Raw genomic sequence first — 17325 nt, forward strand, 5'->3', positions numbered from 1 at the left:
TTTAAATATATGTTCTTAAAAGGAAGTGTTTGCTTGGTGAATAAAATATCAACCATGTTTTCCAAGGTTGATATTTTAGATATACCATAAAACTTTCAAATAAATAGCAAAATATAGTACGTCTTTTGGAACGTCCGCTTCTGGCACAAAGCGGACCGACATAAGAGCCGCAAGGTTTGCTACGAGCGATAAGCGACCCCATAAACTTAAAATGAGTGCGGAGCAATGCCGCTATTTCAGGCCAGCCCGTCGGCTGGCTTAACTCTCCCCACTTGAGATCCAGAAATCGTTTTCTGCGGTGCGCTCCTGGGACCTTATCCGCTCCCCGCATCAGGTGTCCCCTGATGGAATACCAGTTTCCATTGCCCGCTCCCGGCCCGCTCCCAACATGAAGAGCGCAAAGTCGGGCGAGTGCCGTCCGTATTGAATGTCCTGTAGTGCAATATCGCGACATCCTCTCGTATTTGGATGAGCTGAAAGTCGCTGCTGAGAATGGTCGGGATAACTGTTTCGGCAGAAAGTGCCTCGATTGTCTGCGAACGATCGATCAACACACCTGATCGTGTCATTTCCCTGAACTGGTCGTGAAGTATCTGTTCAAGCCATTCACGATCGTTGCGCCTGCTGCCATGAAGCGTGCGTTCCAGCGTTTTCAACTGTTCCAGAAGCATGGCATTTACCCTCATTCAAATTCGACTGTCAGTTGCATGGCCATAAATGTTTTGCGGCAACTCGTCCGCCAGCATGTGAAGTGTCGTCTTCAGCCATTTGGTTGCCCCTCTCTGGCCACTGCGTTTATGCGAGTAAATCTTTACTTCAAACGGGCTTATGGTGAACGGCAATGAAAAAATCTGAATACTGGCAGCATGTTTCAGCTTCTCAGCAGCAAAACGGGGGATGGCCATTAGCAGGTCACTTTCCGCAACGATAAACGGGGCACTCAGCATGGATGGCGTCTTAAGCGCTATCTGCCGCGTATACCCCAACTGCTCAAGCCGTAAATCCAGTACACCCTGCTTTTCGTTCCAGGGGGTTATCACCAGATGCCGTGCGGCAAGATAATCTTCCAGCGTCAGCTGTGTTCGGCGGGTATTGCTGATGACAACATACTCATCCTCAAACCAGTTTATCTCGTCCAGTTCATTGTGGCGGATATCGTCGGGTGTACTGAACCCCAGCGCCAGATCCACTTCTCCTGCCAACAGTTCGTTCAGCGCCGGGCTGTGTGGCAAATAGCGTAAATCAAAGCGCAAGCCAGGCGCTTCCTGCTGCAGTCTCTGCATCAACGTCGGGAAAATGCACAACGCGGTAAAGTCCGTGATCGCAATCTGGATCCGCTCCGTGCTTTCGCAAGCCACGAACGCCGGTTGTACAGTCAGCTCCTGATTGAGAAATTTCAGTGCTGATGCAATAGACGGCGCGAGCTGGGTAGCATACACGCTTGGGCACATCCGGTGGCCTTCCCGGTAAAATAGCGGGTCATTGAGCGCAATACGCAGTCGGGACAGCGCGTGGCTCAACGCAGAGGTGCTCATCGCCAGTTCATCCGCGGCGAGGCGAACGGAACAGTGCCGATAAATGGCGTCAAAAATGAGCAACAGGTTTAAATCAAGACGTCGTAGCGCTGGATGCATAATATTCATCATGGGGTGATTTCATTGCACTTAATTCTTCCGACAATACCCCCTATGCTTAACGCCATCAATAACGATGCCTTGCAAAAAAGACAGGAAAACATATGAGTATCAGCCTTCGCCAGGCCCGCCCGGAAGATGCCTCCGCTATTTACGATATGATTTATGAGCTGGCGGTTTACGAAAAAGCCCCGCAAGAAGTGGTCACCACACCGGATGAGATTCGCGAAACACTCTTTGGCGACGGCAGCCATACCGAAGCATTAATCTGCGAGATTGAAGGGAAAATCGCCGGATACGCCGTGTTCTTCACCAGCTACTCCACATGGCTTGGACGTAACGGTATTTACATGGAAGATTTGTATATTTCCCCCGATTATCGCGGCAAGGGCGCGGGAAAAGCGATGCTGAAGAAAATTGCGCAGTACGCCGTGGAACGGCGCTGCGGACGCCTTGAATGGAGCGTACTGGACTGGAACCAGCCCGCAATTGATTTTTACCTCAGCATTGGCGCATTACCTCAAAACGAATGGGTACGGTATCGCCTGGAGGGTAACGCGCTGTTGAACTTTGCCGAATAACGCGACCGTGTTGCAGCAAATTGCAGATGCAGGCTGCTTCTGTTGAGGGGCAGTCATGTTCGCGTTGAGGGGAGTATCAGGAACACATTGATCAGGCTTCGGGCCTGTTCAGTCGCGGCGCGTTCGTCGGTGGAGTATTTCTTCGACATAATGGTCAATGGCAATATTGTGCTCACGGCTCACGCGCGAAATGAATATGTGCAAAAGCGCCAGCGATGCGTGGAGTGTGACTGCGACCAGATTGTCGAAGTCTTTCTGAGTGAAACGGTCATTCCCCTTCAGTGTCGAATGCTGGAGCAAGGTGTGGGCCGTGATCTCGAGGACGGCTCGCCTGTAATCGCTCGACAGCAGGACATCCAGATCGGTCTGGCGAAGATCAAACGTGAAGTTAAAACTGACAAATCCGGAATCGACCGGCAAAGAGTAGGTCAGTCTGTCACCCTGTTGCTCAACGTACGGTTCATACCCCTCCCCCATCAGCCGTTGCGCATGCATATCGCCCTCTCTTCTCTTCCAGGCGCCAGGCACACGTGTTGACCAGGGAGCGTCACCGCAGGATTAAACAAGTGTTTCACCCGCTTTGATTGATTGACTGATAAAGGGCGCGGGCTTTCCAAAGAGATATCCTTGTGCCAAATCACACCCTAAACGTTGAAGGCACAACAGTTGATCATTGGTTTCAACGCCTTCAGCAATAATTATCATATCAAGGCATTTCGCCATGCCGACCATTAATTTTGCGATGGTCTGAGTTTCTTCATCCGTGGATATTGTTCGCACAAAAGATTTATCGATTTTTATTTTATCAAAGCCTAACTGAATCAATCTTGAAAGGGAGGAATAGCCCGTACCAAAATCATCAATAGAGATTTTTATGCCCAGCACTCTGAGCGCCATAAGGATTTCGATGGGGGTTTCACTGTCGGTAAACAGCGAAGATTCCGTCACTTCCAGTTCGAGTCGGGTCGCGGGCAACCCCGTTTCGGCCAGCACTGCGCGTACTGTATCGACAAAATTCATACTGCTTAACTGCACCGGAGACACGTTGACAGAGATCCTTGCCGGCACCTTCCATGTCGTCGCTTCCTTGCAGGCGATTTCAAGCGCGGCTTTGCCTATCTCATGGATGAATCCCGTTTTCTCTGCTACCGAAATAAAATCATCCGGCGCAATGATGCCCTTAACGGGATGATTCCAGCGCAGAAGGGCTTCATAGCCATATATTTCAGTGGTGTACGAATCAACAATCGGCTGATAGTAAACGACCAACTCTTTATTTGCGACTGCCACTGATAAATCACGCTCCAGGGTTCTGCTTTCCTCGAGCTTTTGCAGCATAATGCGGCGAAACACTTTGATCATGTTTAAGCCTGCACGTTTAGCTTCATACAGAGCCAGATCGGCAAACTTATAAAGGTAATCTGAACGCCGTTCTAACTCTGAAACAACAATACCGACGCAGGTACCAATGGTGACGTTAGAGTTACCTATTATGTAAGGCTTTTTAATGCACTCACAGATTTCCATGGCCAGATTAACGGCACTTTCTTCCGTCAGCTCATGCGACAATAATGCAAACTCGTCGCCCCCGAGGCGATAGAATGTATTTGTTTCGTTGCTCATGGAAGATAAACGGTGCGCAACCTCACGCAATAACAGATCGCCGGCATCGTGACCAAAGCTGTCATTGACTTCTTTAAAGCGATCAAGATCAAATAACATGACCGTGACTGGCCTGTGTATGCGGCTCGCTATCGAGATATTATTAATAAGATCATCCCAGAAATAAAGCCTGTTTTTAAGCCCCGTCAACGAGTCATGGTAAACGTCATACGCCAGTTTTTTATTCTGTTGCTGGAGTATTTCCTTCGATTTCTGAAGTTCATTTGCCAGGCTGGTAACCTGTCGGTGAGTTTTAAGTATCTTCCTGTTCTGGCAGACGTTTAAAACACCCAATATCGCACTTAAAATAATCAGCAGAACCGAAAGGCCTGAATAGATACGATACAGCTTTTGTATATTCTGGTTTGTCTCGTTGATGGAGTTAACATCATTGGAAAGTGCACTGGATGAAAACTGGCTAAGGGAGGAATCAAGCGCATACATTTTCTCAAGATAATCAGCAAGTTGAGCGCGAGTCATCCCTTCCAGATGATGATCAAGGTAATCAAGCGTTTCATGCAGGTTTTTTGCCAGTGCATTATGGCTTTTATTCGACTTTACATATTTCCCTAAATCGCCTTCTTTCAGTAACTCACGCTGGCTAAGCATGATCTCCAGCCGCATGCGGAGATCGTCCATGGTGATATCAGGATTATTGTCAGAATAACGGCTGATCCACGACTCCAGCCTGTAGTATTCTGAAACCATCTGAGAGACAGACCAGGAGTCTTTATAATGGTTGAGTTTTTGCAGATCCTCCTGCCGCTCATGCAAAAGAAATGAAATATACCCGGTTGTAATGAATAGGAAAAATATAATGCCTACCAGGATCCTGTTCATGCATTTCTCCAGATTATTACTCTACGACCATTTTGCTAATCTGCCATGCTGATCTCGAGTAATAGACCTGGTTATCCAACTCTTTGTTACTTTCATAAGGATAGACAATAAACAGAGGGCCCTTGTCGCGAACGCGCATATATTGGCCGTTCATTTTTATTGCAAGGATCACGTTATATTTTGTGAAGTCTTCAATGGGAATTTCAGTCGTATAATCATTGAGCGCGGTTACACTCAGAACAGTGCCTTTGGCGCCGACCAGTTCCATGAGTTTTTTCATGGGAATACCCTCAAAGCTTGTCTGGTCATTATACCATGGGTTACGGGTACGCATGGTAACGAGGCCGATTTTTTCCAGGCCAGCGATATCAAAGACTGCAGCGCCATTTTGATTACTGTTCTCGATTTTCCCGGAGATGGTTAACACGGGTTTCCCTTCAAGCTTAGGGAGTTCCTTCCCCCAGGAACAGGTCGAAATAATCAAGAAAAGTAGGGTGATTGCCATTCTCATGCGCGATGACTCCATTAAGGAAATAGGTATGTCTTGTCGTCTATTCTGACACAAATTGTTACCAGCCAACCAGATAAGACTCCAGGACGAAACGGTCCCGTTATACTCTCGTTTAACGGTCCATGACAGCCATCCCGACGTTGTTGCTTGCCGTATCGTCATTAACAAAGATTAGCCTTCAGACGTGTCCCTGTCTCCCTTTTACACCATGATAATATGAGACAGAGCAGGTTATTAAAATTGGACGAAGGCGGAATTTGAAAAAATTGTCGTTTCTAATCCCCCGCTGCGTCTTAAACGGTCAGAATTTGTGCGGAGTGGTCAATTATTGCTACAGAATACCCTCAGGAGAGGTGCACATTGCGCCCTTATAAGCAGGTTAAAAGGGCAATGTCGTGCTATCGAGCGATCAATCCGACACAAGAATATTGTCGATCACCGGCTGGACGATTTGCTGAAATACTTTCGCGTCGTTAAACGCGCGTGCGGCTAACATGGCACCATGTACCGTTGCCATTAACTGCCCCGCCTCGCTGGCGTGGGTTGACCGGACAGTAAAGCATTTTTCCCTTTCTCCTCTCTGGAGCAACTCCGTCAGCCAGCCAGAGAGATCGGCGAAATGTCCCGTCACTTCCGAAGCGACTTCGGGCGGCAACGTCGGCAGTTCGGCGGCAAGCATCGCGCAGATACAAAATGGCGCAGAACCGTCCTGGATGCATTTGGCCCAATAATCGGCATAGGCCTGAAGTTCGGCAACCGGATTATTTAGCTGACGGCTTAATGCCTGCATTCCGGCGCGAGCCTCCTGGCGATACTCGCTCACGACGACCCTTACCAGCTCCGCCTTGCTTGAAAAATGGTGGTGAATACTCGCCTTGCGAATATTCACCTTTTCAGAAAGGTCGGCAAAACTGAAGCTTCGGTAGCCACCGGTGGTAAGCAATTGTCGCGTGAAAAATATAATGTCGTTTGCTTTCTGTGAACGTTCGGTGGACATAGCCGTAACCCATTGTCAGTATACAGATCAATAAGATATCAGAGAGCAGAGCGAAAACCTACCGACAGGCCGCCTTTACTGCCGCCGTCTGCCGGTCCCCGCCATACTGTCAAAGACGCCATCTCGCAGCACTAACGCATGAAAAAGCGCGGCCGCCAAATGCAGCATCACGGTAGCAAATAGCATCAGCGCAACCAGAGAGTGCAAAGGCCGCAGAATAGCAAACCAGTCGTTATTCACCGGAACAATGGGTGGCAAAACAACCCCGCCCCCGAGGGTGATGGGGTACCCCGCCGCTGACTGCATCGCCCAGCCAATCAGGGGCTGAAGGAACATCATGAGGTATAACGCCCAGTGTGAGAGATGCGCTATCAGGCGCTGCCAGGCCGGTATGGAAGCCGGTAGCGAAGGGACGGAGGTATAAAACCTCAGCCATAGCCTGACCACCACCAGAACCAGAATCATCAGCCCCAGCGGTTTGTGGATCGCCACCAGCAGGGCATGTTTCGACGAAATGGTTGAAACCATTGCAATACCGATAAACAACATTGCCACGATAGCCGCCGCCATGAACCAGTGCAGAATGCGCAACGCCGGATGGAAATAAGCAACCTGTTTCATAAGCCAGCTCCTGACTGTCGGGACTGTTCACGGGTACGCGCATTGTAGGATTTGGCATAGGCCGCCGAGCGCGCATTCAGTAAAGGATCGTCCGAAGGGGCAATGCCATCGGGCAAAATCAGCGGATCGTAGTTGATGTCATTGCACGGACCGTTTTGCTGCGGTGTTGCACGCGTCAGCACGAGCATGCCGGCATTGATGGTTTGCCGATCTTCAGGCCAAACCTGGCTTGCATCGTTGCCCGGATCGCCCGGTTTAGCGACGGTAATCATCAGATCCCATTTCAGCGGCCCTTGCTTCAGACGCTCTTCAAGATCGTGTTGCAGAAAATCTTTATCATTTTTATCCGCCTCGCTCATCGGCTGAGAGCCAATATGCGGCACCATACTCCAGCGGACCAGATGTTCTTTACCCGCTTTATCAATAAAGCGAAATGCATTCAGGCTATTAAAGCGATCGCTTGCCCAACTGGATGACGGTACATACTGCTTTGCCCAGGCGAGGTAGGGTTGCATCTGAGGATGCGCGATCACAAACGCCTTAAGCTTATCGGGGTTGGGTTTACCGGTTGCCGGATCGGGCAGAGTCAGGTTTTGCAGCGCATAGAAGTCTTCAACGGTAGAGACCGGAAAGCGTGGCATCGCGTTCATGCCTGTTCGCCATTGCTCGCCGTTGCTCTGCCTGAATTGCAGCGCCATGCTGCGCACGGGAACGGCATAATCCGGCGCTTTTGGGTTACCCCCTGCGATGGCGAAACGCCCCGTAACCGGCGTTTCGCCAGGGGCAAACAGCGCTGCTCGCGATAACGAACTGACCTGGCCATTAGAGATAAAATCCCCCACCACGCACACGCCCTTCGCGTGATTGCGGCGAAAACCAGGATGTTCCCCACTCGATTTCTGCAATACCGAAACCAGTTTGTCAGACGTCAGACGATTCGGCGTCAGCCAGCCGCCTGACCAGAGAAACAGCGCTATCAAGACAAGGGGAATAATCGCGACCAGGCACAGGCGGACTATTTTTTGGCCGGTGGAAAGTGAAGTGTTCGTCATATTTTTGCTCACACAGTGAATACACAATCAAATACGCGAGAACGTATTCCTGAAAACATTAAGCACGTCTTTCGCTGCTGGCGTGATAACTCGCCCATTAAGACGCGCCACAGGATGAATGAAGCAGGATTTTTTTAACTGTAGCCCAGAGCCGCTCTTTATCTCTGTCACGTATTTTTTCATGCTGAATTTCTCGCATGAATGCCGCTTTATCAGCTCCGGAAAAGCCGCCCTCCGTTTTTAATTTCCGGGCGATACTGCGAAGCGTTGATTCATCGGCATGGGCAATTTTTGCTCTCACCACAGAGAGCGGCATCGGTGTCCTCGGTGTGTCTTCTTCCATGAGCCAGTCGGCACAATGGAAATGCTGGATAGCCTTCGCAATGTCCATCTGCAGTTGAATGAAAGACCTGACGCTCTCTCTTTCCAGCCCTGACGCGTGGGCGACAGCAAAGGCTCTTTCAAGCACGTCCCGTTCCTGTTCAGGGTCGGCAATTGCCTGACCCTGCTGCGCCTTATACGCCGCAACCTCTTTCATCAGGCAAAAACGCAGGTTGATACTCATGCCGGGGCCGGAAAAAACCTCGATCGCTGTCGTTGTTTCCGCAATGCCATCTCCCTGAATGGATGGCCCTGCCGCTAACTCATGCTTTTTCTCCATTACCGATCTCACTTATCGCATAGGTAAAAAAATAACGTTCTCAGGCCCGGATCCGGTTGGCTGGAAAGCGAACGAAAACCAACCTACCAGTTGGTAGGTTTAGTGTCAATTTCATCACTCATTTTTTACTCAATGCTGGATGCCATGTTTGTTCGGAATGGTTTTCAAAAGAATTCGGGGTAAGACAGGCTGCCGAAACGGCGAGCGAGGGGGAACGAAGAAAGATGAACAGAACTCAGAAAAAACATGCGGGCAGGAATACTGCATCCTGCCCGCATACCGGCCATACGGTCATTCCACTCCCCCAGCAAAAAAAATCGTATGGCGAGTTATCTTAGGCGTGAACCATATCTGCACAATACTGGATGCCAATACCGAACGCTCCGCCATGTTTCTGGCTGATCGAAGTGGTCAGTTCGTAGGTTTCATGACGTGCCCAGTCACGTTGCAGTTCAAGCAGGTAAGTCAGGGCAGTAATCGGCTTTGCGCCAGCCTGAATCATGCGTTGCACAGCGCGTTCATGAGCTTCTGCACTCATGTCACCGCTGGCGTCTGTGACGATATAGACGTCAAAACCTTGCTCAATGGCAGACTGAACCGGACCATTCAGACAGACCGAGGTCCACAGACCTGCAAACACCAGGCGGTCGCGCTCCAGTTTGTTGACGGCATCAACAAAATTACCATCTTCCCATGCGTTTGAGGTGGATCGGTTAACGTACGACGCGTCATCCGGGAATACCGCTGAAACTTCAGGAAATACCGGGCCCGCAAAATCATGGCGTGAAATCGTTGAAACAAGGGTCGGAATATTAAACCCCTTGCCTGTTTCCGCGAGGACTGCGGTATTTTGTCTCAGCAGGCCGATATCAATATTTTTCACATTGAACGCCATCTGGCTCTGGTGATCCAGCAGGATCAGCGCATGGTTTTCCGGGCTTAACAGATTTCTGGCCGCTGCAGGTGTTGCTTTAATCGTCATAATAGTTTCCGCGATGTTTGTTTAAATTTATCAGTGTGTTAATGACCTGATTCGTGAACACGAGAAAACTATACAAAACGAAATATTCTTTTGTCCGTTCATTTTTGCAAAGGGCTTATTGCAAAAATGAACGCTGTGAAATATTAATGAATTTTATATGAAAAAAGGAATTAACATGTTTGTCCGAATATTCTCTTTCTGTTCTCTGCTAAATAGTGGGAACAGTGATTCATAAATTCCCTTATTTTTGCTGATTTCCTCACATCAGGATGCGCGAGCAGCCAAATGTCTTCACCCAGTCCCTCCACGATGGGGCTAATCTGAGCCAGTTTATCTATCTGATTGCCATGCATGCAGGGTAACAAACCGATCCCAATGCCGCTTGAGATTGCCGACGCAACACTGAGAACGGAGTCGCCGCGAAAGGTGATATTTTTCTCGGGAATATTTTTTTCAATCCACAGAAAGGCGTTTAACTTAGACATTGCGTAATGGAAGGAGACCCAGCGATGCTCCGTGAGCGTCATAGCATTGACTTGCTTTTTTTCCCATTGTTCACGTAAACCATACACTGCCCAGAACGCCGATCCCACCTTGCGGCCGGAAAGATGCTCCGGAATGTCTCTGGTGGCTCGAAACGCGATATCCGCCCCGCCATCGAACAAATTGACGGATTCATTTTCTGTCGAGACCTGAAAGGTAATGTGGGGATTTATTCGGCTAAATGACGCGATCAGCGGGTTAAGGTAATCCTGCAAAAGGGCATCCGACGTGGTGACCCTTATCTCCCCCGAAAAACCGCATTCATCCTCTTCAATGTTCTGTAGAACATAGTGGATATCCTCTTCAATGCGGTGTCCCAGGGCGATCAGCGCGGTTCCGGCTTTTGTCGGAACGTAGTGGGTGCGGCGACGCAGAAAGAGGGCTAATGCCAGCGACGTCTCAATGGCCCCCAACCGACGAAACAAGGTGGAATGATTGATGCCCAGAGCATCTGCGGCGCGTGACAGATTACCGTGCTCACCTATAGCCATAACGGTTTTCAAATCATCCCAGGAAAAGTTCTGGGAGGTCATTTTCTTCATACTCTTTAAATCCAAATATCTTATCGGCAGGCCAGCTGTAAAAATTGCTGGCGGATGCGCTCGGCAATGGCATTGACCACCGCCGCACTCTCATCAGTCGGATCAATATCAACCCGGAAGGGACGTTTCCCGCAGGTGTATTGACGATATTGACTATTGCCTGCGCGGCATGACCGTGCAGGCCTCATCGCTCATTTACCCCGGAAGCGTATGCATCCGCCTGTCGGGGGGATTAGGCGAAGCCACCGTTTACACGAATAACCTGCGAGTTGATCCAGCTCCCGTCCGGACCGGCGATCATCGCTACTGCGCTGGCGATCTCTTCTGGGGTACCGATGCGCTCGAGCGGGGCCAGTTTTGCAACGGCCGCAACCTGCTCTTCGCTCTTACCGTTAAAGAAGAGCTCAGTCCCGGTGGGGCCCGGAGCAACGGCATTAACGGTGATATTTCTGCCCCGCAGTTCGTTTGCCAGCACGTGTACAAGCCCTTCCACGCCTGCTTTTGAGGCGATATAGGGACCATAAGCCGGGAAGGATTTGGCGATCACGCTCGTCGAAAGGGCAATGATTCTGCCGCCTTCACTCACGGTTTCAGCAGCATTTGCCAGCACCAGAAATGCGCCACGCAGGTTGGTATGAATGACACGATCAAAATCGTGAAGACCGGCAGGGGTAATCTTCGCCATTGGCATGATCCCCGCGCTGTGCACCACCACATCCAGTCTGCCGGTAACCGCTTTCGCTTGCTGGAACAAGTGGCTGACATCCGCTTCGCTGGCAACATCAGCCTGAATCGCCGTCGCACGGCCACCTTTAGCAACGATGCTCTGCACGGTTTGCTCTGCCGCCTCGGCATTACCTGCGTAATTCACGATAGTGGTAAAACCGTCCCGCGCGAGACGCTCAGCAATGGCGCGGCCGATACCACGGGAACCGCCCGTAACAAGGGCAGTTTTATTGACTTTGTCCATCGTTCTCTCCGGTTTCAGTGAAAGGGGGTCTGAATGGAGATATTAATGTTTTAGCAGGAGAGATAAATGGGTGATATTTGATAACATAATTCCATTATCGTTAATAATCGCCTTCAGGATCCGTGATGGATAAATTTGATACCATGCTGCTCTTCACCCGCATTGTAGAGCTTCAAAGCTTCAGTCAGGCCGCGGACCAGCTAGGGATCCCCAGAGCGACGGCCAGCAATGCAATAAAAAGCCTGGAGAAAAACCTGGAGTGTCGTCTGCTGGAGCGCACGACCAGACACGTGCGGGCCTCGCTGGATGGCGAGGCATTTTATGAACGCTGCGTGCATATTCTTTCTGAACTGGACGATGCGGAGTCTTCCCTGCGTCATTCCGGCGTAAGGCCACAGGGGATTTTGCGCGTGAATCTTCACGGGGCCCATGCGACCCGCATTGTACTGCCCCGTATTGACGAGTTTCACGCCCGCTATCCCGCCATCAGGCTGGTTATCAGCAGTGGGGATCGTCTGGTCGATCTGATTCGGGAAGGCGTTGACTGCGCCGTACGCGCGGGCAAGCTCTTTGATTCATCATTAATTGCCCGGCCTTTAGCCCAGATGCCTCAGGTTATCTGCGCCAGTCCGGACTATCTTCGTAAGCACGGCCGACCGATGACTCCAGACGATCTGCTTTCTCACCAGAGCGTCAATTTCTTTTCCACCAGCCGGGGTAAGAACTACCCTCTGGAACTCATTGTTAACGGTAAAGAGAAAAGCTATCCGACCAAAGGCTGGATGACAGTGAATGACGCAGAGAATTACGTTATTTGCGCGTTGCGCGGATGTGGGCTGGTTCAGCTTCCACGTTATCATGTGGACGATGCCCTTCGGGATGGCCTGCTACAGGAAGTGTTAAGCGACTGGAAAAGCCCGGCCATGCAACTTTCGGCTATCTATCCACAGCACCGACAGCTGTCTCCCCGTGTCCGGATTTTTGTAGACTGGCTGGTTTCTCTCTATCGGGAACGCTTTGAGGTGAACGCTTAATGGCTGCGTAAACCGTCGCTCACGTTGACGGCGCCGCGGGATCGGCAAGCATCGCATCGGCGATATCCAGCATAACCCGCAGGCGATCCATATGCCGGAGGTCAGAGTGATACCCTACCCATATATCTTTGGACGGCGGTGGCTCCGGCATGCTGATAGCCGCTAAGCCGGTGATGGCATCACCAAGCGGGCGCGGTAACACGGCGATGCCCATTCCACGCTGGCACATCTGTGCCTGTACGGCCCGGCTGGTACTGGTGAACACACGTCGTGACTGGGGGAACCTGTCGAGCAGCCAGGCGACGTCAGAGAAGTGGGATTGTGCCGTGTTCATCAGAATAAGCCCCACTGCGGCCGGATCGTGTCGGGCGATATCGGCGATTTCCGGCGTTCCATATAGCGCATAGGGGATGCGCATCAGGCGGCGCTGTACAATATCCGGTTCGGTAAAGGGAACGATGCGAAACGCAATGTCGGCATCACGCCGCGACAGGTTAAGTAAGCGGTAGCTTGCGATAAGCTCCGGCACAATCGCCGGATGGCGGCGCGTCAGTTCCTCCAGGACCGGTGCGAGAACATAGTTGGCAAACCACTCTGCTGAAGAGATCCGCAATATCCCTTCAAGACGTTCGTGATTACCGGCGAGACGCCGCTCCATCGCCAGCGCGGAGTTTTCCATCGCTTCTGCCAGCTTCAGCACCCTGTCGCCGGCGTCGGTCAGAACCAGCCCCTCCTGTGTCCGGCGAAATAGCGCTTGCTGCGCCTCTTCCTCAAGCGCCTTTATCCGGCGACCAATCGTCGGATGGCTCACACCCAGGCTTCGTGCCGCCTCGCCGAAAGAGCCCTTACGCATAACTGCAAGAAATACCCGGACGTCGCCCCATTCCATGCCAGTGTCTCACCGTACAAAAATGAACATTGAATATACAAAAGTGGCAGTTCCAAAACAACTTTGTCGATATCACTATAGCGTCCTCACCCCAGTCAGGAAATGAATGACATGTACAAATTAAAAGACAAAGTGGCGATTGTAACCGGTGGTTCCAAAGGCATCGGAGCCGGGATTGCCCGTCAACTGGCGGCTGACGGTGCAAAGGTTATTGTCAATTACGCGTCAGGCAAAAGTAGTGCTGATAACGTCGTTGCCGATATACAAGCTGCCGGTGGGCAGGCGGTAGCGGTCGCGGCGGATGTCACCCGTCAGGCTGAGGTTGAGGTGCTGGTTCACGCGGCCATCGACATTTTCGGGCGGCTGGACATTGTGGTGAACAACGCCGGCATTTATGAGTTCGCCCGCATTGAAGAGAGCACAGAGGCACTCTACCGCAGACAATTCGACATCAATGTTCTGGGCCCGCTATTAATGTCCGGCGCTGCTGCGCCGCATCTGAATAAAGGCAGCAGCATCATTAACATCAGTTCGTTCGTCACCCGCGTCTTTATCGCCGAGAGTGCCATCTACAGCGGCACCAAAGGGGCGATCGATGCTATTACCGGGGTACTGTCACGAGAACTCGGCCCCCGGGGAATTCGCGTCAACGCGGTCAACCCTGGCCTTATCGAAACGGAAGGCAGTCATAGTGCAGGCGCGATGAACTCGGACTTCCAGACATGGAATGAAAAGCAGACCCCACTCGGCCGCATCGGTCAGGTGCAGGATGTTGCGCCGATCGTCTCATTTCTCGCATCAGACGATGCGGGATGGATCACCGGTGAGGTGATTCTTGCCTCTGGTGGCATGCGCTAACGCCCTGCCTCTCAATCTCTGCACATAACTGTTACCTGTGGAGTGTTCCATGTCGCCCCCTATCCTCCCGCAAGCCGAGCCGCGTCGCTGGGCAATGTTTGTCATCCTGCTGGTTGGCGCATTTTTGCCCCCGCTCGATTTTTTTATCGTCAATGTTGCGCTACCTGCTATTCAGGACGAGCTGAGCGCCTCTTCCTCTGCTGAACAGCTGGTCATTTCGTCCTATGCAGCCGTGTATGCCGTAACCTTAATTACCGGCGGTCGTCTGGGTGATATTTATGGTCGTGGGAAGATGTTTTTTATAGGGCTTATCGGTTTTGCGGTGGCATCGCTGCTGTGCGGTTTAGCCTGGTCACCATGGGTACTGATTAGTGGACGCGTGTTACAGGGTGCTACGGCCGCGATTATGGCGCCTCAGGCACTGGCTTCCGTACAGGCCATTTTTCCGGAAGCGGAAAAACCGTTCGCGTTGAGTATCTATGGCGCTGTATTTGGCCTGGCCTCGGTTATCGGGCAGGTAGTGGGCGGTATCCTGATCTCAGCGGATCTGTTTCACCTGGGATGGCGGGCTATTTTTCTCGTTAACTTGCCGGTGGCGCTGCTGGTCATTCTCTTCGGGTTGCCACTGCTGAAAGAGACGCGTGCGCCATCCGCACAACGACTGGACCCGGTCGGCATGTTACTGGCGACCGCCACGTTGAGTGCGCTGATTGTGCCGTTAATTGAAGGCCGTGAAGCGGGATGGCCCTGGTGGACATGGCTGTCATTTCTGGCTGTCCCGCTGCTGGCGTCGCTGTTATGGCGTTATGAGCGTCGCCTTAGCCAGAACGGCGGTTCGCCTCTGCTTGATCCGGTCGTATTACGCGCGCCGGGGCTGGGTCAGGGGCTGGCGATCGTTTTGCTGTTTTATTCTATCGGGGCCTTCTTTCTTTTGTTCTCCGTTTATCTACAAGATGCGTTGCAGTTAAACGCCCTGACTGCGGGCCTGCTTTTTCTGCCTTTTGGCGTGGGTTTTCTGATCGGTCCGTTGCTAACACCTTATCTGAGGCGTTTTGTCGGCAATTATCTGAGCGCAATCGGGATGGGATGCGAGACGTTGGGGTTAGCAGGCCTGGCAGGGTTGATTGCCCATACCATGATGGGTAGCGCACCGGCCATGCTGCCGCTCGCTGTATTGCTTTTTATCACCGGCCTCGGCCAAGGACTGGCGATGCCGACGCTGGTCCGGATGGTGACAGGCCGCGTTGCACCGGCGTTTTCAGGCATGATTGCCGGGGTAACCAGCTCGACACTCCAAATCAGCACTGCACTGAGCGTCGCCGTCATCGGTGGCATTTTTTACAGCATGCTGGACACCGGCAGAAGCGGTGCAAATATTACGCATGCCTTTATCGTCGCCCTTCTGGCGATGGCGATATGCCTGGCAACGGGTGCCGCGCTAAGCATCCGGCTTATCCGGCAGGCCTCCGGTTTATTTTCTGCTGCGAGCGGCGCGTCTATCAAGTAACGTAACAGACAATCAACTGGCTGAGGGGTGGACATCCTTGCTCATGTTCCTCCCCAGCGTGCCGTTTACCCGCAGCAGGAACTCATGCGTCAACCTGAGAAAAAATCATGAAAAAATCGATAGTCCCTGAAGAATTTCAACACTATTTCGATGACTGGCACTTCTCGCCCGTTATCGAAGCAGATGGCACGGTGTATCTCTCTGGTGTTACCGCGGCACGGAAGGACAAACCGATAAGTCAGCATCCGGAAGAACAATTCCATGATGCGTTTTATAAGCTTGGTGTTTATTTGAAAGCCGCAGGCTTAGGGTATGAAAATATTCTTGAGATGACCACTTTTCATATTGATCTTAAAAAACATATAGACGTTTTTTCTAAAGTGAAAGATGAATATGTAAAGGCACCCTACCCGGCATGGACTGCCATAGGCGTATCAGCGTTCATTCCAGAAAATGCGCTGGTGGAAATGCGGATTGTGGCTAAAAAGTAGTGCCACCGTGTGTCCCCAAATCACCCCGGGTACGAACCGGATCGGCTTAAGCGCCGCAAGGTCTGCTACGAACAAACGGCAGACCTCGACGAGACGACAATGTCTTCATCAACTGCAATAGGCTATGTTTACAGATTCAGAAACCCTGGCAATGGCACTGCGGCCAGAAAATGGGACTTGCCGATGAATGCAGAGAACCTTCCTGTGGTACTTATCCCGGGATTTATGCTTGATGAAACACTGTGGGACGATTTTATCACCGCATTTCCCGAGCGCAGGCTCTTTATACCTGCGAGCCTGGGCCAGGGAACCACAATCCAGGATATTGCCGCTAATATAGTCCAGAAACTACCGGAGCGTTTTGTGCTGGCCGGCTTTTCGCTAGGTGGTTATGTTGCCAGAGCTATTTATGAGGCTTTTCCGGAGCGGACAGCGGCGATGATCCTCATTGCTACGTCTCTCAGAGAGGATTCGGCAGAAGAGATAAATACCCGTGTTGCTGCAGCGAATATCAATTCCTCCAGAGACTTTAGTGGGCTGAGCACAACGGCCATTAGAAAATCCCTTCATGCTGATCTCGCCAGTAATACGGCCATTATTGAGAAAATCCGTAATATGGGAAAAAGGCTGGGAGCCGATGTATTCAGAGTTCAGTCAGGGCTAAACCGCGAGCGAATAACATTAAAACCCATTTTATGCCCGACCTACGTTATTGCAGCGAAACATGATCGGCTGCGTTCAACAGAGGAGGCAGAAGAACTCGCCAGGCTAACCGGAACCTGTGTGGATTATGTTGACGGTTGTGGACATCTTATTCCTCTGGAAAAACCGGATGAACTGGCCCAGCGTGTGTCCAGATGGCTCGATAAAACAGGCCTTTAAAATAACGTTGGTGCAAACAGAGTCCCCCTATTCTCTGCGAATCAAACGCCAGGTCATTTTTCTTAGAT

Annotated in this window: 19 protein-coding genes; 6 read left to right on the forward strand and 13 right to left on the reverse strand. The window is 51.3% G+C overall.

Translation table 11 applies throughout. From position 1 onward, the window contains the following. Positions 1–314: 314 nt before the first annotated feature. On the reverse strand, positions 315–671 hold the full coding sequence (locus BJ887_RS16325; RefSeq protein ID WP_020885049.1) for a DUF4440 domain-containing protein: 357 nt from the start codon (positions 669–671) through the stop codon (positions 315–317). Positions 672–686: 15 nt separating this feature from the next. Further along, entirely contained in the window at positions 687–1646 is a 960-nt protein-coding gene (locus BJ887_RS16330) for a LysR family transcriptional regulator (RefSeq protein ID WP_032677630.1), read from the reverse strand. 92 nt (positions 1647–1738) lie between these two features. Between BJ887_RS16330 and BJ887_RS16335 the strand changes: the two genes are divergently transcribed. Next, positions 1739–2215 (forward strand): GNAT family N-acetyltransferase, encoded by a 477-nt coding sequence (locus BJ887_RS16335; RefSeq protein ID WP_014169039.1) that lies wholly within the window; start codon positions 1739–1741, stop codon positions 2213–2215. A gap of 108 nt (positions 2216–2323) precedes the next feature. On the opposite strand, the gene BJ887_RS16340 is transcribed toward BJ887_RS16335, so the two are convergent. The 10 genes from BJ887_RS16340 to BJ887_RS16385 form a co-directional block, all read right to left on the reverse strand. Continuing rightward, positions 2324–2710 carry a hypothetical protein gene (locus BJ887_RS16340; RefSeq protein WP_063214853.1) on the reverse strand — a complete coding sequence of 129 codons (387 nt, stop codon included), beginning with the start codon at positions 2708–2710 and terminating at the stop codon, positions 2324–2326. 63 nt (positions 2711–2773) lie between these two features. Further along, positions 2774–4717: a bifunctional diguanylate cyclase/phosphodiesterase gene (locus BJ887_RS16345; RefSeq protein WP_059306371.1), complete on the reverse strand. Its 1944-nt coding sequence runs from the start codon at positions 4715–4717 to the stop codon at positions 2774–2776. A 16-nt stretch (positions 4718–4733) separates the two neighbouring features. Further along, a complete protein-coding gene (locus BJ887_RS16350; protein ID WP_020885054.1) occupies positions 4734–5228 on the reverse strand; it encodes a molybdopterin-dependent oxidoreductase in 495 nt (164 codons plus the stop codon). Positions 5229–5637: 409 nt separating this feature from the next. Next, positions 5638–6225, reverse strand: a complete 588-nt coding sequence (locus tag BJ887_RS16355) for a TetR/AcrR family transcriptional regulator (protein ID WP_044857230.1) — start codon at positions 6223–6225, stop codon at positions 5638–5640. Between the two features lie 75 nt (positions 6226–6300). Then, positions 6301–6846: a cytochrome b gene (locus BJ887_RS16360; RefSeq protein WP_014169034.1), complete on the reverse strand. Its 546-nt coding sequence runs from the start codon at positions 6844–6846 to the stop codon at positions 6301–6303. Beyond that, on the reverse strand, positions 6843–7898 hold the full coding sequence (locus BJ887_RS16365) for a catalase family peroxidase (RefSeq protein WP_121340129.1): 1056 nt from the start codon (positions 7896–7898) through the stop codon (positions 6843–6845). The genes BJ887_RS16360 and BJ887_RS16365 overlap by 4 nt, the downstream gene beginning before the upstream one ends. 97 nt (positions 7899–7995) lie before the next feature. Beyond that, positions 7996–8559: a gamma subclass chorismate mutase AroQ gene (gene aroQ / locus BJ887_RS16370; RefSeq protein ID WP_050737417.1), complete on the reverse strand. Its 564-nt coding sequence runs from the start codon at positions 8557–8559 to the stop codon at positions 7996–7998. Between the two features lie 334 nt (positions 8560–8893). Then, positions 8894–9541, reverse strand: a complete 648-nt coding sequence (locus BJ887_RS16375) for an isochorismatase family protein (protein WP_020885059.1) — start codon at positions 9539–9541, stop codon at positions 8894–8896. A gap of 170 nt (positions 9542–9711) precedes the next feature. Beyond that, complete coding sequence (locus BJ887_RS16380) at positions 9712–10626, reverse strand: LysR family transcriptional regulator (RefSeq protein WP_044857229.1); 915 nt, start codon at positions 10624–10626, stop codon at positions 9712–9714. Between the two features lie 232 nt (positions 10627–10858). Continuing rightward, positions 10859–11596, reverse strand: a complete 738-nt coding sequence (locus tag BJ887_RS16385) for an SDR family oxidoreductase (RefSeq protein WP_014169027.1) — start codon at positions 11594–11596, stop codon at positions 10859–10861. Positions 11597–11721: 125 nt separating this feature from the next. Between BJ887_RS16385 and BJ887_RS16390 the strand changes: the two genes are divergently transcribed. Continuing rightward, complete coding sequence (locus BJ887_RS16390) at positions 11722–12630, forward strand: LysR family transcriptional regulator (RefSeq protein WP_020885062.1); 909 nt, start codon at positions 11722–11724, stop codon at positions 12628–12630. A gap of 19 nt (positions 12631–12649) precedes the next feature. Here the strand turns inward: BJ887_RS16390 and BJ887_RS16395 are convergent, their stop codons facing one another. Then, positions 12650–13519 (reverse strand): LysR family transcriptional regulator, encoded by an 870-nt coding sequence (locus BJ887_RS16395; RefSeq protein WP_014169025.1) that lies wholly within the window; start codon positions 13517–13519, stop codon positions 12650–12652. A gap of 111 nt (positions 13520–13630) precedes the next feature. Between BJ887_RS16395 and BJ887_RS16400 the strand changes: the two genes are divergently transcribed. The 4 genes from BJ887_RS16400 to BJ887_RS16415 all read left to right on the forward strand — a co-directional run bounded on the left by BJ887_RS16400 (position 13631) and on the right by BJ887_RS16415 (position 17257). Further along, a complete protein-coding gene (locus BJ887_RS16400) occupies positions 13631–14377 on the forward strand; it encodes a glucose 1-dehydrogenase (protein WP_044857227.1) in 747 nt (248 codons plus the stop codon). 49 nt (positions 14378–14426) lie between these two features. Beyond that, entirely contained in the window at positions 14427–15884 is a 1458-nt protein-coding gene (locus tag BJ887_RS16405) for an MFS transporter (RefSeq protein ID WP_121340118.1), read from the forward strand. 107 nt (positions 15885–15991) lie between these two features. After that, positions 15992–16375 (forward strand): RidA family protein, encoded by a 384-nt coding sequence (locus BJ887_RS16410; RefSeq protein WP_020885066.1) that lies wholly within the window; start codon positions 15992–15994, stop codon positions 16373–16375. A gap of 99 nt (positions 16376–16474) precedes the next feature. Continuing rightward, complete coding sequence (locus BJ887_RS16415) at positions 16475–17257, forward strand: alpha/beta fold hydrolase (protein WP_121340130.1); 783 nt, start codon at positions 16475–16477, stop codon at positions 17255–17257. The last annotated feature ends 68 nt before the right edge of the window (positions 17258–17325 follow it).

Origin of the sequence: Enterobacter sp. WPR_3_1, from assembly GCF_003635055.1 — a bacterium.
In the GTDB taxonomy this organism is placed as follows: Bacteria; Pseudomonadota; Gammaproteobacteria; order Enterobacterales; family Enterobacteriaceae; genus Enterobacter; species Enterobacter ludwigii.

Excerpts from the sequence above, each read along its gene's own strand:
- BJ887_RS16325 (WP_020885049.1), bottom strand. The coding sequence starts at position 671 with ATGCTTCTGGAACAGTTGAAAACGCTGGAACGCACGCTTCATGGCAGC.
- BJ887_RS16330 (WP_032677630.1), bottom strand. The coding sequence starts at position 1,646 with ATGATGAATATTATGCATCCAGCGCTACGACGTCTTGATTTAAACCTG.
- BJ887_RS16335 (WP_014169039.1), top strand. The coding sequence starts at position 1,739 with ATGAGTATCAGCCTTCGCCAGGCCCGCCCGGAAGATGCCTCCGCTATT.
- BJ887_RS16340 (WP_063214853.1), bottom strand. The coding sequence starts at position 2,710 with ATGCATGCGCAACGGCTGATGGGGGAGGGGTATGAACCGTACGTTGAG.
- BJ887_RS16345 (WP_059306371.1), bottom strand. The coding sequence starts at position 4,717 with ATGAACAGGATCCTGGTAGGCATTATATTTTTCCTATTCATTACAACC.
- BJ887_RS16350 (WP_020885054.1), bottom strand. The coding sequence starts at position 5,228 with ATGAGAATGGCAATCACCCTACTTTTCTTGATTATTTCGACCTGTTCC.
- BJ887_RS16355 (WP_044857230.1), bottom strand. The coding sequence starts at position 6,225 with ATGTCCACCGAACGTTCACAGAAAGCAAACGACATTATATTTTTCACG.
- BJ887_RS16360 (WP_014169034.1), bottom strand. The coding sequence starts at position 6,846 with ATGAAACAGGTTGCTTATTTCCATCCGGCGTTGCGCATTCTGCACTGG.
- BJ887_RS16365 (WP_121340129.1), bottom strand. The coding sequence starts at position 7,898 with ATGACGAACACTTCACTTTCCACCGGCCAAAAAATAGTCCGCCTGTGC.
- aroQ (WP_050737417.1), bottom strand. The coding sequence starts at position 8,559 with ATGGAGAAAAAGCATGAGTTAGCGGCAGGGCCATCCATTCAGGGAGAT.
- BJ887_RS16375 (WP_020885059.1), bottom strand. The coding sequence starts at position 9,541 with ATGACGATTAAAGCAACACCTGCAGCGGCCAGAAATCTGTTAAGCCCG.
- BJ887_RS16380 (WP_044857229.1), bottom strand. The coding sequence starts at position 10,626 with ATGAAGAAAATGACCTCCCAGAACTTTTCCTGGGATGATTTGAAAACC.
- BJ887_RS16385 (WP_014169027.1), bottom strand. The coding sequence starts at position 11,596 with ATGGACAAAGTCAATAAAACTGCCCTTGTTACGGGCGGTTCCCGTGGT.
- BJ887_RS16390 (WP_020885062.1), top strand. The coding sequence starts at position 11,722 with ATGGATAAATTTGATACCATGCTGCTCTTCACCCGCATTGTAGAGCTT.
- BJ887_RS16395 (WP_014169025.1), bottom strand. The coding sequence starts at position 13,519 with ATGGAATGGGGCGACGTCCGGGTATTTCTTGCAGTTATGCGTAAGGGC.
- BJ887_RS16400 (WP_044857227.1), top strand. The coding sequence starts at position 13,631 with ATGTACAAATTAAAAGACAAAGTGGCGATTGTAACCGGTGGTTCCAAA.
- BJ887_RS16405 (WP_121340118.1), top strand. The coding sequence starts at position 14,427 with ATGTCGCCCCCTATCCTCCCGCAAGCCGAGCCGCGTCGCTGGGCAATG.
- BJ887_RS16410 (WP_020885066.1), top strand. The coding sequence starts at position 15,992 with ATGAAAAAATCGATAGTCCCTGAAGAATTTCAACACTATTTCGATGAC.
- BJ887_RS16415 (WP_121340130.1), top strand. The coding sequence starts at position 16,475 with ATGTCTTCATCAACTGCAATAGGCTATGTTTACAGATTCAGAAACCCT.